Source organism: Streptomyces sp. NPDC056738 (assembly GCF_042790435.1).
Taxonomy (GTDB): Bacteria; Actinomycetota; Actinomycetes; order Streptomycetales; family Streptomycetaceae; genus Streptomyces.
Map to the genome: position 1 here is coordinate 153,937 of NZ_JBHTZF010000006.1, position 12,502 is coordinate 166,438.

The following is a 12,502-nucleotide window of genomic DNA, read 5'->3' on the forward strand; positions in this document are numbered from 1 at the left end:
GGCCCGTGATGGACACGACGACGGCGGCACGACGCTTCGTGCGGGTATGGGAGCGGGCCTGGGCGGCCCACGACGTCGAGGCGATCCTGGAGCTCTACTCGGAGGCGTGCGTCCACCGGTCGATGCCGTTCCGGGAGCCCCATCGAGGCCGGGACGAGCTCGCCGCGTATCTCCGCTGGTCCTTCGCGTCCGAGATCACGGCCGACGTCCGCTTCTCCGACTCCTTGGTGGGCCAGGACGGCCGCGCGGTCGCGGAGTTCCGCGTCCTGGCACGGGAGGAGGACGGTCCGACCACCCTCGCGGGCTGTGTCTTCGTCCGCTTCGACGCCACGGGACTCGCGGTGGAGACCCGGGACTACTGGCACACCGTCCAAGGGTCCGTACCCGCTCTTCCGTGGCGGACGACCTAATACCGGAGCGGACCCGATACGCCTCTTCGCCTGGGAAGCACCTCCGGCGGTGGCGGAAACAGGGACGCCGACAATCCGTATTCCCGTCGACCGGAGACGCCTTTCTCCTCCCTGGCCAAAAGGCATTACGGGCGGCCGGAAACCGGGCTTCTACCCCGCTCCAAGTGGTGCCGATCTAGACATTCAGGGGCACATTCCGGTCCGGGGGGTCATGGATCCTTGCCGTATGCAGCCGCCCTGCAGGATCTTCGTGGGGAAAGCCCGAGTGACCCTGTTCGCATGTTGAATGAAGGAGAAGTCGTGATTTCAAGGACGCTGAGGGTAGCCCGTTCCGTGGGCGTGGCGGCGGCGGCCACCCTGGCCGTCACGATGGCCATGCCCACCGGCAACGCATTCGCCATCGACCACATAGAGTGCCGTGGCGGGGCGGACTACCTGAAGATCTGGTCGCACCTGGACGGGAGGTCCAGTGTGGACTGCTACGCCAACAAGGGCCGGACCAGCTTCGGCTCATGGTGGGTGGACCGCATTTCGACGGGCAACAACGATCTCATCTACTACGACGCGAACGGCGACTCGGTGCGCATCAACCGGTGGACCGACATCACTTTCCCGAGTCGTCCCCCGCTGGTCAAGGACATCGAAATCCTCTAGCGGACAATCCGGAAACTCCCCGGGAGCACGCGTACCGACGCGCGCCCCGCTCCGGGTACGCGTTCATTCCCGCACGGAATTGAATTCCGCATCGCGATCAACCGAATCGACTCCAGAATATCGATACAGGTCGCGCGATTTTCGCGCGGCCTGCATCGGCCTGTTCCCATAACGTTCCAGGGGCATGATCACGGGCACGCCGGGAGAAGAGAGATCCCCACCAAAAACGGTCGTGTCAGAAGAGGCCGGCCCACTGCGCGTCGACGCTCCATGTGTGTTCGCTCCCGCCGCGTAGTCGGCGAAGAGCGCGGCCACCTCGTCCCGCCCGCTCAGCACGCAACGGTAGTGGCGTTCCATCGAGCCTTCCCGGTGTTCGACGGCGAAGCCGTCCGTGGCCAGGCCCGCGTTGGGACCGTGGCCGACCTGCAGGAAGTAGCCGCTCCGCCGTTCCAGGATCAGGAACCAGTTCTCCGCGGACAGTCGGCGCACGGCACGCTCGATCACCTCGGGGTCCGCGTCCTCGACCGTCAGCCCGACGCACGGCCGAAGGCTCAGCCCGTCGGCCCCGCGCTGCGCGGGCGGACGGTGCAGCACCTGGGCCTGCGGGTCGAGGCAGACCAGACCGTGCCGGCCGGCGAGGTCCACCACCTCGGGCGCCGTGCCGTCGGCCCGGCTCCAGGACATCGCCATGATCACATGCGCGGCCGAGACGTCGAGGCCGGCTGCCCAGGGTGACGCCTCCGCCAGCGCGTCGTCGTCCACCGTGGACGAAAGCTCGGGGAACCGGTCGGTCAGTTCCCGGTGGAAGGCGGCCACGGCCTCGTTCGCCACGACTCCGGCTCCGGTCGGGTCGCCGTCGCACAGCCGCTCGTACGTGCGCGTGGCGTCGGCGACCGAGACGCGCCCGGACTCGAACCACACCGCAAGGTCAAAACTCACGTCGCCTCCATCCGCCGAACCCCGACGCGGGGAGCCTACGGCCGGCCGCTGACAACGCCTCTCCTGCATCGCGGTAGTTGGGGCACCTATCTACGCCGACGCCCCGCCACCTGCCGGCGCATCGAGCAGTTCCAGCTCCTCCGGGGCGAGCCGCAGGGCGCCGGCCGCGATGTTCTCGTCGAGGTGGGCCGGGTCGGCCGTGCCCGGGATGGCCAGCACATGCGGCCCCCGGTGCAGGGTCCAGGCGAGCCGCACCTGCGCCGGCGTCACTCCGTGGGCACGGGCGACCGCGCGGACCCTCTCGTCCCGCTCCTGCCCGGCGGCCGCCTCCCGGCGCAGCCCCGAGACCGCGAAGAACGGGACGAAGGCGATGCCGAGCTCGCCGCAGAGATCCACCAGTCCGCTCTCGTCGGCCCCGCGCGCGTCGAGTCCGTAGGAGTTCTGCACGCACACGACCGGGGCCAGGGTCCGCGCCTCGGAGACGTGCTCGGGGCCCACGTTGGACAGGCCCAGATGACGGATCAGGCCCGCCTCGCGCAGTTCGGCGAGCGCCCCGAAGTGCTCGGCGACGGAGTGCATGTCCCGGCCGTTCCGGCGCAGGTTCACCACGTCGAGATGGTCCCGGCCGAGCTGCCGCAGATTCTCCTCCACCTGACCGCGCAGTCGGTCGGGACGGACCATGGGGTACCACGCGCCGGACGGCTCACGGCCCGGCCCGACCTTGGTGACGACGACCACGTCGTCCCGGCGGGACGACAGCGCGCGGTTGATCAGCTCGTTGGCCGAGCGCAGCGGGGAGAAGTAGAAGGATGCCGTGTCGATGTGGTTGACGCCCTGGTCGACCGCCCGGCGCAGCAGGCCGACCGCGAGGTCGCGGTCGATCGGCGGGCCGTCCGAGTTCCCGGCCATGCCGTTGCCGGTCAGCCGCATCGCTCCGTAGCCGATCCGGTTGACCTCCAGGTCGCCCAGTTTCCAAGTCCCCGCGTCCGCCGCGCTCACTGCGTACCGTCTCCTCTCGTCCCCGGCCTGGGTGGACGGTCGCGTCTCCGTCCGGCCGGAGCCAGGAGTATGCGGCGGCCTCGGGGTGCTCCGACAGGGCTGCCGGCCAGGCGAATTGTCACACTCGAATCGGGAACGAACCTTCCCTGCCCGGCCGTTGAATCCGCAGACGGAGCATCGGACGGACGGGCTGAGGGACCTTCCGCTGGACCGGCCGAGTGACCTTCGGTCCGGGGTCCCGCGAACCCGCGGTCCGGGGCCCTCGATCGGCGCCCGGCCAGGGACTTTCGGACACGACGGGGTGGGCGGATCTCCCGATCTCGCGGCCCCGGAAACAGGGGCCGGCCGAGGTGCGTGATCGGTCCGCCGAGCCCGCGCATCGCCCCCGGATCAAGGAAGTCCGCACGCGAGGCCACCGGGAGCGGCGCGCCGCGAGCGCGGCGCGGGGCCACCGGAAGCGCGGGCGGAATTCGGCCGAAGTCCCCGAACGCTCTTTGCTAGTGGTTTAGACCAATGCTACATGTGGTGGCGCACCGAGCTCACACGGCTACTTCATGTCACCATCCAGGAGGCGCGGTCATGGCCCGCACCACCCATCCGACCGACCACGAACCGCTCTACGCGCGGATCGCCGCGCAACTGCTCGGCGAGCTGCGCGACGGGATCATTCCGCCCGGCGAACGACTGCCGGGGGAACGCGAGTTGTCCACCCGCTTCGGCGTCAGCCGGGAGACCGTACGGCAGGCGCTGCACATGCTGCGGCGCGACGGCCAGGTCTCGACCGACCGACGCGGCAGCCATGCGACGCTGTCCGGCACCGCCGCCGAACACGTCCCGTCCCTCGACTTCCCCGTAGGCGCGCACACGGGCGAACCCGAAGGGTGCCGCCGTACCACCGTGACCTGGGAGACCCCCTCACCGGAACACGCGAAGGCCCTCGGACTCGCCCCGCGGCGGGCGACGTTGGTCCATCGCTACGAGTCGGCCGCGACCGACGGAAGCGGGCTGCGCTCGGCCGTGACGTCGTTCTCCGCCATCGCCGTGACCGAGGTGGAGGAGCTCGCCCGCTACCGCGACCGCGCGGACGGCCACGCCTCGGCGCAGCTCTCACGCGCCTACGACTGGATGCGCAAGGCGGGCTTGACCCTGCACCACCGGGACGCGATCACCAGACTCCCGCAGTCGGTACGGGTCACCCGTCGGGTGCACGACCAGTACGACCGTCCGCTGGAGATCACCGACCTGACCGTGGACGCCCGACAGGACGCCCTGGTCTACGAGTTCACCCTGCCGGCGGCCGACTAGCGCCGGAGGCGGGGAACGGCGTCACGCGCCGCCGACGGGTGCTCCCGGGGTGTCCTCACGTGTGGCCACGACCATGCGGGCCCGTGGACTTCCGTCCCGTCGGCGGCCGAACTCGTCCAGCGCGTGGAGTTCCGTCCGGAATCCGGCCCGCGCCAGCTCCCGCTGGACGTCGCCGAGCCGGAACGTGCGGTAGTACATGACGAAGGTCGGGCGCCGGACGGCGTTGCGCACCCGCATCACCGTGTCGAAGCCCAGCAGGGCCCAGTACCAGGGGGAGCCGGGGCCCGGCGGAGCCATGATCGGGAAGGCGAAGCGCCCGCCCGGACGCAGGACGGCGTGGACGCCGGAGAACAGCCCGGGCAGCTCCCGCGGCAGAAAGTGCCCGAAGGCGCCGAAGCTCACGACCAGGTCGAACACGGACCCGAAGGGGAGGTCGCGGGCGTCCGCCCGCACGAAGGCGACCGCCGGCGACCGGCCCTCACCCCGCGGAGACCGCTCATCGACGGCCGCGAGCCGTGAGCGCCCGACCGTCAGCATGCCCGCGCTGATGTCGACCCCTGTGACGCTGTCCCGGCACAGCTCCCGCAGGACCTCCATACCCGCGCCGGTGCCGCAGCACAGGTCGAGTCCGGCGTCGAACGGCCCCATCGGCTCCAGGGCGCTCCCCACGGCTTCGAGGATCGTGTCCGGCGTCCGGAACGGCGTGTGGTCGAACTTGGGCGCGAGCAGGTCGTAGCCGCGTTCGATCGACGAGAGGGCCTGCACGGCCAGCTCGCGCAGGGTGGGACCTTGCGGGGTGAACATCTCGCCGAGCTTAGGACCTGTCCGGCCAGGAGGGCGGAAGATCCCGACGGCGCCATGCGGCGGACAGCGACCGAACGGCGGCCCGTGGGGCAGCGGACGCGCGGTGCGCTGATCTATCGTCCGGGGCATGACCTCGTTCCGCCCCGCCCCCGCCTGGCTGGCCGACGCCGTCTTCTATCAGATCTATCCGCAGTCGTTCGCCGACTCGAACGGTGACGGCATCGGCGACTTCGCCGGCATCACCGAACGCCTCGACCACCTGGCGTGGCTGGGCGTCAACACCGTATGGCTCAACCCGTGTTTCGTGTCCCCGTTCGGCGACGCCGGGTACGACGTCGCCGACTATCTGCGGGTCGCACCCCGCTACGGAACCTCCGACGACCTCGCCCGCCTCGTCGACGCGGCCGGCCGTCGCGGCATCCGCGTGCTCCTCGACCTCGTGGCCGGTCACACCTCCGACCGACACCCCTGGTTCCGGGCCGCGATGGACGATCCGGCCGACGACCGCTACATCTGGGCGCCGGAGGGCCAGGCCCCGGACGGCTTCGTCCCCTCACCGGGGACCCGTCCGGGGGCGTATCTGCCGAACTTCTTCGCGTTCCAGCCCGCGCTCAACTTCGGTTACGGACGGGCCCGTCCGGACGAGCCCTGGCGCCTGCCGGTCGACGCACCGGGTCCCCGCGCCAACCGGGCCGAGCTGCGCACGGTGATGGACCACTGGCTGGGCCTGGGCCTGGCCGGCTTCCGGGTGGACATGGCCGCCTCGCTCGTCAAGGACGACCCGGACAAGCGGGAGACGGCCGCGATCTGGACGGAGTTGAGACACTGGCTGGACGGCGCGCATCCGCAGGCCGTGCTCCTCTCGGAATGGGGCGAACCGGAGGTGTCCGTCCCGGCCGGGTTCCACGCGGACTTCTTCCTCCAGTTCGGCGGCCCCACCGACGGGCTGGCCCTGCGCTCGCTGTGGAGCAACGGGGAGGGCACGGTCAACGAGGCCTGGGACCCGCTCGACTGCTTCTTCGACGCCGGGGGCCGCGGCTCACCGGGCCCGTTCCTGGAGGCCTGGCGGCAGGCCTCCGGCGCGGTCGGCGAGGCCGGCTTCATCGCGCTGCCGACCGCCAACCACGACTTCTCCCGTCTCAACTGCGGCCCCCGCACGGCCGGTCAGCTTCCTGTCGCGTTCGTCTTCCAGCTCACCTGGCCGACCCTTCCGGCGATCTACTACGGCGACGAGATCGGCATGCGTTACGTCCCGGGGCTGCCCGACAAGGAGGGCAGCGTGCTGGGACCGCGCTACAACCGCGCGGGTTCCCGTACGCCGATGCAGTGGGACGAGGGCCCCAACGCCGGTTTCTCCACGGCCCCTTCCGACCGGCTGTACCTCCCTCTCGATCCGTCCCCGGACCGCCCGACGGTCGCCGCCCAACGAGCCGACGACACCTCGCTCCTGCGGCTCGTACGCCGTCTGGTCGCGCTGCGCACCGGCACGCCGGAGCTGGGGCCGGCCGGCTCGGTCGAGGTGGTGCACGCCGGATACCCGTTCGTGTACGTGCGCGGCGGCCGCTATCTCGTCGTCGTCAACCCGCGCCGGGAGCAGGCGAGTTGTCCCGTCGAGGTGACCTCCGGCGTCCGCCCCCTGGAATCGGACGGCATCGAGATCGGCACCGGCACGGTGAACGCCCGGGGATTCGGCTACGGCGTCTTCGAACTCACCGAGCCACGGCCCGGGTCAGCCGCCCAGCCGTAGCCCGGCGAGCCAGACGTCCGGGGCGCTCGGGACGCCTTCCGCGGCCGGGGCCTCCCACACGGCGGCCCGCTTCGGCCGCGCGCGGCGCGCGAGCAGCACTCCGAGGGCTCTCCTGGCGCGCCGCACCGGGACGGAACTCGCCACCGGTGCGGCCGCCCGGACGGCGGGGCCAGGGGCGGGCGCGGGGACCGTCGAGGCTGCGGCGGCGCCCGCCGCGCATACGCGGGCCGACAGGGTCGTGGGGGTTGCCTGGGCAGTCATGGGATGGAACCTCCTGGGCGTCGGAAGAGCGGCGGCGCCGCCCCCGGTCCGACAACGGCCGGGAGGCGCCTTCACCCCACCGACGAAGGGCCCCTACGCGGATCGACACTCCGCGAGCCGCTTCTCCAGAAATCTCCGCTCGGCCGCGTTCTCCACCAGCGCGAGGGCCCGGTCGTACGCCTCGGCCGCCTCCGTCGTGCGCCCGGCGCGGCGCAGCAGGTCCGCGCGGGTGGCGGGCAGCAGGTGGTACGTGTCCAGCTCGCCCTCCGCCTCCAGTTCGGCGACCAGGGCGAGGCCCGCGTCGGGGCCTTCGGCCATGCCCACCGCGACCGCCCGGTTGAGGCGGACCACGGCGGAGGGCACGAAGCGCCGGAGCTCGCCGTAGAGGCCGGCGATGTCGGCCCAGTCGGTCTCCTCGGCCGTGGCGGCGGTGGTGTGGCAGGCGGCGATGGCGGCCTGGATCTGGTACGGGCCGGGGCGTCCGCGGCGCAGCGCGGTCTCCAGGAGCGCCGCGCCCTCGTCCGCCTCGGCGGTGTCCCAGGCCGTACGGTCCTGGTCCTCCAGGGTGACGAGGTCGCCCGAGGCGTCGACGCGGGTGCCGCTGCGCGCGTCGTGGAGCAGCAACAGCGCGAGCAGTCCGAGCACTTCGGGCTCGTCGGGCATGAGGCGGGCCAGGACGCGGGCCAGCCGGATCGCCTCCGCGGAGAGGTTCGCGCGCACCAGATCGGCGCCGGCCGTGGCGGCGTACCCCTCGTTGAAGAGCAGATAGAGCACGCCGAGGACACCGGTGGTGCGTTCGGGCAGGAGGTGCGCGGGCGGCACCCGGTAGGGGATGCCGGCGTTGCGGATCTTCCGCTTGGCGCGCACCAGCCGCTGCGCCATCGTCGCCTCGGGGACGAGGAAGGCGCGGGCGATCTCGGGCGTGGTGAGCCCGGCCAGGGTGCGCAGGGTGAGGGCCACCCGGGCCTCGATGGCCAGCGCCGGGTGGCAGCAGGTGAAGACCAGCCGCAGCCGGTCGTCGTGGACTCCGCTCCCCTCGTCGGGGTCCGATCCGTACGGACCGTACATGCTGTACGGACCGTACGGGTCGTACGGTCCCTCGTCGCGTGCCGACACCGCCACCTCCCGCAGCTTCCGTGCTCCGACCGCCTCGCGGCGCAGCACGTCCAGGGCGCGGTTGCGCGCGGTCGCGGTCAGCCAGGCGCCGGGGCGGCGCGGCACTCCGTCGCGCCGCCACCGGTCGAGCGCCTGGGCGAAGGCGTCCTGCGCGCACTCCTCGGCGAGGTCCCAGTCGCCGGTCATCCGGATCAGGGTGGCGACGACCTGGCCCCACTCCTCACGGAACGCGGCCGCGACCGCCTCCTCGACCCCGTCGTTCACTCCCAGAGCGGCCGCACCTCCACGGAACCGCCGCCCAGCGCCGCCGGATGCCGGGACGCGAGCGCGATGGCCTCGTCGAGGTCGGCGACCTCGATGATGTCGATGCCCGCCACGTACTCCTTGGCTTCGACGAACGGCCCGTCGGTGAGCAGGACTTCGTCGCCCTGGACGCGGACGGTGGTGGCGTCGGCGGCCGGCCGGAGCCGGGCGCCGCCCGTCACGACGCCGCGCTCGCGCACCTCCTGGAGGTACGAGGTGAAGCGGGGGTCGTCGGCCATCTCGTCGGGGCCGAGTTCCTCGCCGTCGACGGGAGTGCAGATGAACAGCGCGTATTTCATGACCGCGTCTCCCCGGCCGGCGGGCTGCCTGCGTCCGACGGCACCGACATGTGCTGGTGCACGATCCGCCAGCGGTCGCCGGCCGCGCGGTAGCCCGTGGTGACGCGGGTGGTGGAGTCCAGCGTCGTGCCGTCGGTGAGCGGGGCGCGCAGGCGCACCAGGGCGTGGCTGAAGGCGACGCTCTCGTCGATGCGGACCCGGAAGTCCAGCACCTCGCGGTCGGCGGGGCCCGCGAGGGCCGCGAACCACTCCTCCTGCGCCTTGCGCAGGGCGTCGGCACCGCTCTGTTCCATGCCGCTCACGGGGTGGAAGACCTCGACGTCGGGGGCGTAGCAGACCATGGCCCGGTCGAGGTCCCGTTCGCGCAGGGCCTCGGTGAGCTCGGCGTCGAGTCGGCGGATCTCGCCCTCGGCGTCCTCGTCCTCCCAGAAGGCGCGGATCTCCATGGCGCCGATGGTGGCGACCGGGTGCTTCGCGGCGGCCTCGATCGCCTCCTCCATGGTGGCGCAGTCGAGGATGTCGAAGCCGGCGACGTACTCCTTCGTCTCGGCGAACGGCCCGTCGGTGCGGAGCACTTCACCGTCGCGCACCCGGACGGTGACCGCGTCGGCGGGCAGCCGGAGCCGGTGGCCGTGCAGCCGGACGCCGCGCTCGGCGCCCAGTTCCTCGACCCACGGTTCGACGGGCGCCATCCCGGACGCGTCGGCGGTGTCGTCGCCACAGACCAGCAGCATGTACTTCATGGTTCCTCCTGGTACTCATCGAGCTTCCTACACCCCACCGACGGACGGCGCCCCGGTGAATCGACAGGCGGCGAAAAACTTTTTCCCGAAGACCGTCAGACGCGGGAGGTGCCGGGCCGCACGGGAAGGACCTGGACGCTGTTGCCGACGAAGCTGGTCTGCTGGGTGAGCTCCGACTCGGACACGGCGAGGTCCAGGTCGGGGAAGCGGGTGAACAGCCGTTCGAGGGCGATGGTGGCCTCCGTCCGGGCGAGCGGCGCGCCGAGGCAGTAGTGGGCGCCGTGCCCGAGGGAGAGGTGGCGGACGGCGTCGGGGCGCCCGGGGCGGGTGACGTCGAAGTGGTCGGCGTCCGGCCCGTGGGCCGACCGGTCGCGGCCCGCGGCCGTGTAGCCGGCGAGGACGGGCGTGCCCTGGGGAATGACGGTCCCGTCGACGGTCAGGTCCCGTACCGGGTAGCGGAAGGGGAAGTAGCTGACGGGGGCGTTCCAGCGCAGGGTCTCCTCGACGACGTCCCCCCAGCTCGCCTCGCCCTTGAGGACCAGGTCGAGCTGGTCGCGGTGTCCGCACAGCGCCCGTACGGCGTTGGTGATCAGGTTCAGGGTGGTCTCGTGCCCAGCGATGATCATGAGCACGAGGGTGCCGATGAGTTCCTGCTGGCTGAGCCGGTCGCCGTCCTCGTCCCGGGCGGCGATCAGCGCGCTGGTGAGGTCGTCGCCGGGGTTCTCGGCGCGGGCGGCCGCGACGGCGCTGAGCACGGCGACCAGTTCGCGGTTGGCGGCGACGGCCTCCTCGGGACCGATGTCGGTGGCGACGACCTGGTTCGTCAGATGGTGGAGCCGGTCGCGGTACTCGGCGTCGACGCCGAGGAGTTCCCCGATGACGCTCATCGGCAGCGGGAGCGCGAAGTGCCGGCGCAGGTCGGCCACTCCCCCGCCCGCCTCGGCCGCCGCGTGCAGGCCGTCGAGCAGCTCGGAGGTCAATTCCTCCACGCGGGGCCGCAGTTGCTCGACACGGCGCGCGGTGAACGCCTTGCTGACGAGGGATCGCAGCCGCCGGTGGTCGTCGCCGTCCGCGGTCGTCATCCCCTGGACGGTGGCGAAGGTCATGAGCGGCCAGCCCGCGGCTATCCTCCCCTCGCGCAGGGCCGTGAAGTGCTGGGCGCCCTTGGCGACGTCCGGGTGGGCGAGGAACTCCTTCAGCGCCTCGTGCCCGAGCACCACCGCGCCCTCCACCCCACCGGGCAGCTCCACCGTCGCGACGGCGCCCCGCGCGAGCAGCCGCGCGTTGTCGGCGTGCGGGCAGCCGCCCGCGGGGTCCAGGCGGTGCGGTGTGACGGACGACGTGTCCACCGTGCTCTCCTTGCTGCTGGGCCGAGTTGACGGTCGTACGACGCCAACAGGCCCCGTACGACGATCGATTGTGCCTGCTCAGAGCAGCGCGCGCAGCACCTCGGCGAAGCCCTTCGGGTGGGTCAGGTTGCCGTTGTGGCCACCGGGGAAGTGGACCGGCGCGACGCCGAGTCCGGCGGCCAGTTCCTCGGCGCAGCGGTAGTCGAACACCTGGCGTGGCGTGGTGTGCCCGGCCGCGGGGACGATGCGGACCGGCCCCTCGCGGAGCGCCGCGATCTCGTCCCGCCCGAGTTCGGCCCGGCTCATGGTCACGGCGTCGTACGCGATGAAGAAGGTGAAGTTGGCCTCGCGGGACGCGTCCAACGGGGCCATTCTGGCGCCCGGTTCGACGTCCTGGCGGGCCGGGTCGATGCCGAGGATCTCGCCGATCCTGCGCACCCCGGCGATCCAGCCGTCCCTGCGGAAGACCTCCCGCATCTCGTCCAGCTCCCGTCGCGCGCGCAGTTTCTCGGCTTCGGGCAGCATGCCGGGGATGGCCGGCTCGTGAGCGACGAGAGCGCTCAGCCGCTCGGGGCGTCGCCGGGCGAGGCGGAGCCCGATGACGGCGCCCATGCTGCACCCGAGCATCAGGGCGGGCCCGTCGGCGAGATGGGCCAGCAGTCGGTCCACGTCGTCCACGTGCTCGTCGAGCGTGGCGCCGCGGGCCGGGTCGTCGAGGACGCTGCGGGACAGACCGCGCCGGTCGTACGTCACCACCGTGTACGCGTCGACGAGGTGGTCGACCAGCGCGTCGCTGCGGTTGGCGTCGCCCTCGCCGCTCTGCGACACGAGCAACAGGGGCCCCTCGCCGCGCACTTCGTAGTGGAGGGCGGCGCCGGGGACGGACAGTGAGCCGGTACGGGTTTCCTGCATGACGGGCTCCTCACGCGGTCGATCGCGGACACCGTTCGGCGTCGCGTCCCCCCGAACATAATCCATCATTTTTGATGCATCAAGCTAGATGTATCATCTCTGATACATCTGGCTTGATACGATCTGGAGCCATGAACGGAGCGGAACTCTTCCTGCTGGGCCGGACCCTGATGAAGATCGGCGAGGAGGCCATCCCCGCAGAGGGAGTCGGCCGCCGGTCCACGAGCACCCGGTCCATGCTGATCGTGATGCTGGACGTGTACGCCAACCCCGACACCACGGTCGGCGAGGTCGCCGTCCGCACAGGCATGCCGCAGAGCGCCGTCTCGGCCTGCGTGGCCCGCCTCAAGGAGGCGGGCTCGGTCCTCACCGCGACCGACCCCGCCGACCGCCGCCGCTCCCTGATCCGGCGCAACCCCGAGGTCGACGGGCGCCGGGCCGAGGTCGCGGCGACCCCGGTCGACGCCGCGCTGGGCGCCGCTCTCGGCACCGAGGACGAGGCGGAGATCGCCGAGACGGTCGCCCTCCTGGAACAGCTCGCCGAACGGCTGTCGCCCGACGTCCTGGGGCGCCTGCGCTGACCTGGCCTGACCTGGCCTGACCTGGCCTGACCGGGCCTGACCGGGCCTGACCGGGCCTGACCTGACCGGGGAGACCGGCC

14 protein-coding genes are annotated in these 12,502 nt (G+C 71.9%); 5 read left to right on the forward strand and 9 right to left on the reverse strand.

Features of this window, described 5'->3' with window-relative positions; translation table 11 throughout:
* Positions 1-8 precede the first annotated feature (8 nt).
* Positions 9-410 (forward strand): nuclear transport factor 2 family protein, encoded by a 402-nt coding sequence (locus ACFRIC_RS17765; RefSeq protein WP_382786382.1) that lies wholly within the window; start codon positions 9-11, stop codon positions 408-410.
* A 279-nt stretch (positions 411-689) separates the two neighbouring features.
* A complete protein-coding gene (locus ACFRIC_RS17770; RefSeq protein WP_382786385.1) occupies positions 690-1,064 on the forward strand; it encodes a beta/gamma crystallin domain-containing protein in 375 nt (124 codons plus the stop codon).
* 63 nt (positions 1,065-1,127) lie between these two features.
* Here ACFRIC_RS17770 and ACFRIC_RS17775 read toward each other — a convergent pair whose 3' ends face one another.
* Entirely contained in the window at positions 1,128-1,895 is a 768-nt protein-coding gene (locus ACFRIC_RS17775) for a hypothetical protein (protein WP_382786387.1), read from the reverse strand.
* A gap of 198 nt (positions 1,896-2,093) precedes the next feature.
* On the reverse strand, positions 2,094-3,002 hold the full coding sequence (locus ACFRIC_RS17780; protein ID WP_382786390.1) for an oxidoreductase: 909 nt from the start codon (positions 3,000-3,002) through the stop codon (positions 2,094-2,096).
* A gap of 579 nt (positions 3,003-3,581) precedes the next feature.
* Here ACFRIC_RS17780 and ACFRIC_RS17785 point away from each other — a divergent pair.
* Positions 3,582-4,307 (forward strand): GntR family transcriptional regulator, encoded by a 726-nt coding sequence (locus tag ACFRIC_RS17785; protein WP_382786392.1) that lies wholly within the window; start codon positions 3,582-3,584, stop codon positions 4,305-4,307.
* 21 nt (positions 4,308-4,328) lie between these two features.
* Here the strand turns inward: ACFRIC_RS17785 and ACFRIC_RS17790 are convergent, their stop codons facing one another.
* Positions 4,329-5,111: a class I SAM-dependent methyltransferase gene (locus tag ACFRIC_RS17790; protein ID WP_382786395.1), complete on the reverse strand. Its 783-nt coding sequence runs from the start codon at positions 5,109-5,111 to the stop codon at positions 4,329-4,331.
* Positions 5,112-5,238: 127 nt separating this feature from the next.
* On the opposite strand from ACFRIC_RS17790, the gene ACFRIC_RS17795 reads away from it, so the two are divergent.
* Entirely contained in the window at positions 5,239-6,858 is a 1,620-nt protein-coding gene (locus tag ACFRIC_RS17795) for an alpha-amylase family glycosyl hydrolase (RefSeq protein ID WP_382786398.1), read from the forward strand.
* On the opposite strand, the gene ACFRIC_RS17800 is transcribed toward ACFRIC_RS17795, so the two are convergent.
* From ACFRIC_RS17800 to ACFRIC_RS17825, 6 genes are all read right to left on the reverse strand, one after another.
* Entirely contained in the window at positions 6,841-7,119 is a 279-nt protein-coding gene (locus ACFRIC_RS17800; RefSeq protein ID WP_382786401.1) for a hypothetical protein, read from the reverse strand. The genes ACFRIC_RS17795 and ACFRIC_RS17800 overlap by 18 nt on opposite strands.
* A 93-nt stretch (positions 7,120-7,212) precedes the next feature.
* Complete coding sequence (locus tag ACFRIC_RS17805; RefSeq protein ID WP_382787224.1) at positions 7,213-8,505, reverse strand: RNA polymerase sigma factor; 1,293 nt, start codon at positions 8,503-8,505, stop codon at positions 7,213-7,215.
* The gene (locus ACFRIC_RS17810) at positions 8,496-8,837 is read right to left on the reverse strand and encodes a YciI family protein (protein ID WP_382786404.1); all 342 of its coding nucleotides are present in this window, start codon (positions 8,835-8,837) and stop codon (positions 8,496-8,498) included. The genes ACFRIC_RS17805 and ACFRIC_RS17810 overlap by 10 nt, the downstream gene beginning before the upstream one ends.
* Entirely contained in the window at positions 8,834-9,580 is a 747-nt protein-coding gene (locus tag ACFRIC_RS17815; RefSeq protein WP_382786412.1) for a nuclear transport factor 2 family protein, read from the reverse strand. The genes ACFRIC_RS17810 and ACFRIC_RS17815 overlap by 4 nt, the downstream gene beginning before the upstream one ends.
* A 95-nt stretch (positions 9,581-9,675) precedes the next feature.
* Positions 9,676-10,929, reverse strand: coding sequence for a cytochrome P450 (locus ACFRIC_RS17820; protein WP_382786415.1), 1,254 nt, complete (start codon positions 10,927-10,929; stop codon positions 9,676-9,678).
* A 78-nt stretch (positions 10,930-11,007) separates the two neighbouring features.
* A complete protein-coding gene (locus ACFRIC_RS17825; protein WP_382786417.1) occupies positions 11,008-11,841 on the reverse strand; it encodes an alpha/beta fold hydrolase in 834 nt (277 codons plus the stop codon).
* Between the two features lie 131 nt (positions 11,842-11,972).
* Between ACFRIC_RS17825 and ACFRIC_RS17830 the strand changes: the two genes are divergently transcribed.
* On the forward strand, positions 11,973-12,422 hold the full coding sequence (locus ACFRIC_RS17830) for a MarR family winged helix-turn-helix transcriptional regulator (RefSeq protein ID WP_382786420.1): 450 nt from the start codon (positions 11,973-11,975) through the stop codon (positions 12,420-12,422).
* Positions 12,423-12,502: the final 80 nt, after the last annotated feature.

Coding starts and splice junctions, on each gene's coding strand:
- ACFRIC_RS17815 (WP_382786412.1), bottom strand. CDS start 9,580: ATGAAGTACATGCTGCTGGTCTGTGGCGACGACACCGCCGACGCGTCC.
- ACFRIC_RS17800 (WP_382786401.1), bottom strand. CDS start 7,119: ATGACTGCCCAGGCAACCCCCACGACCCTGTCGGCCCGCGTATGCGCG.
- ACFRIC_RS17825 (WP_382786417.1), bottom strand. CDS start 11,841: ATGCAGGAAACCCGTACCGGCTCACTGTCCGTCCCCGGCGCCGCCCTC.
- ACFRIC_RS17830 (WP_382786420.1), top strand. CDS start 11,973: ATGAACGGAGCGGAACTCTTCCTGCTGGGCCGGACCCTGATGAAGATC.
- ACFRIC_RS17810 (WP_382786404.1), bottom strand. CDS start 8,837: ATGAAATACGCGCTGTTCATCTGCACTCCCGTCGACGGCGAGGAACTC.
- ACFRIC_RS17790 (WP_382786395.1), bottom strand. CDS start 5,111: ATGTTCACCCCGCAAGGTCCCACCCTGCGCGAGCTGGCCGTGCAGGCC.
- ACFRIC_RS17795 (WP_382786398.1), top strand. CDS start 5,239: ATGACCTCGTTCCGCCCCGCCCCCGCCTGGCTGGCCGACGCCGTCTTC.
- ACFRIC_RS17770 (WP_382786385.1), top strand. CDS start 690: ATGTTGAATGAAGGAGAAGTCGTGATTTCAAGGACGCTGAGGGTAGCC.
- ACFRIC_RS17785 (WP_382786392.1), top strand. CDS start 3,582: ATGGCCCGCACCACCCATCCGACCGACCACGAACCGCTCTACGCGCGG.
- ACFRIC_RS17765 (WP_382786382.1), top strand. CDS start 9: ATGGACACGACGACGGCGGCACGACGCTTCGTGCGGGTATGGGAGCGG.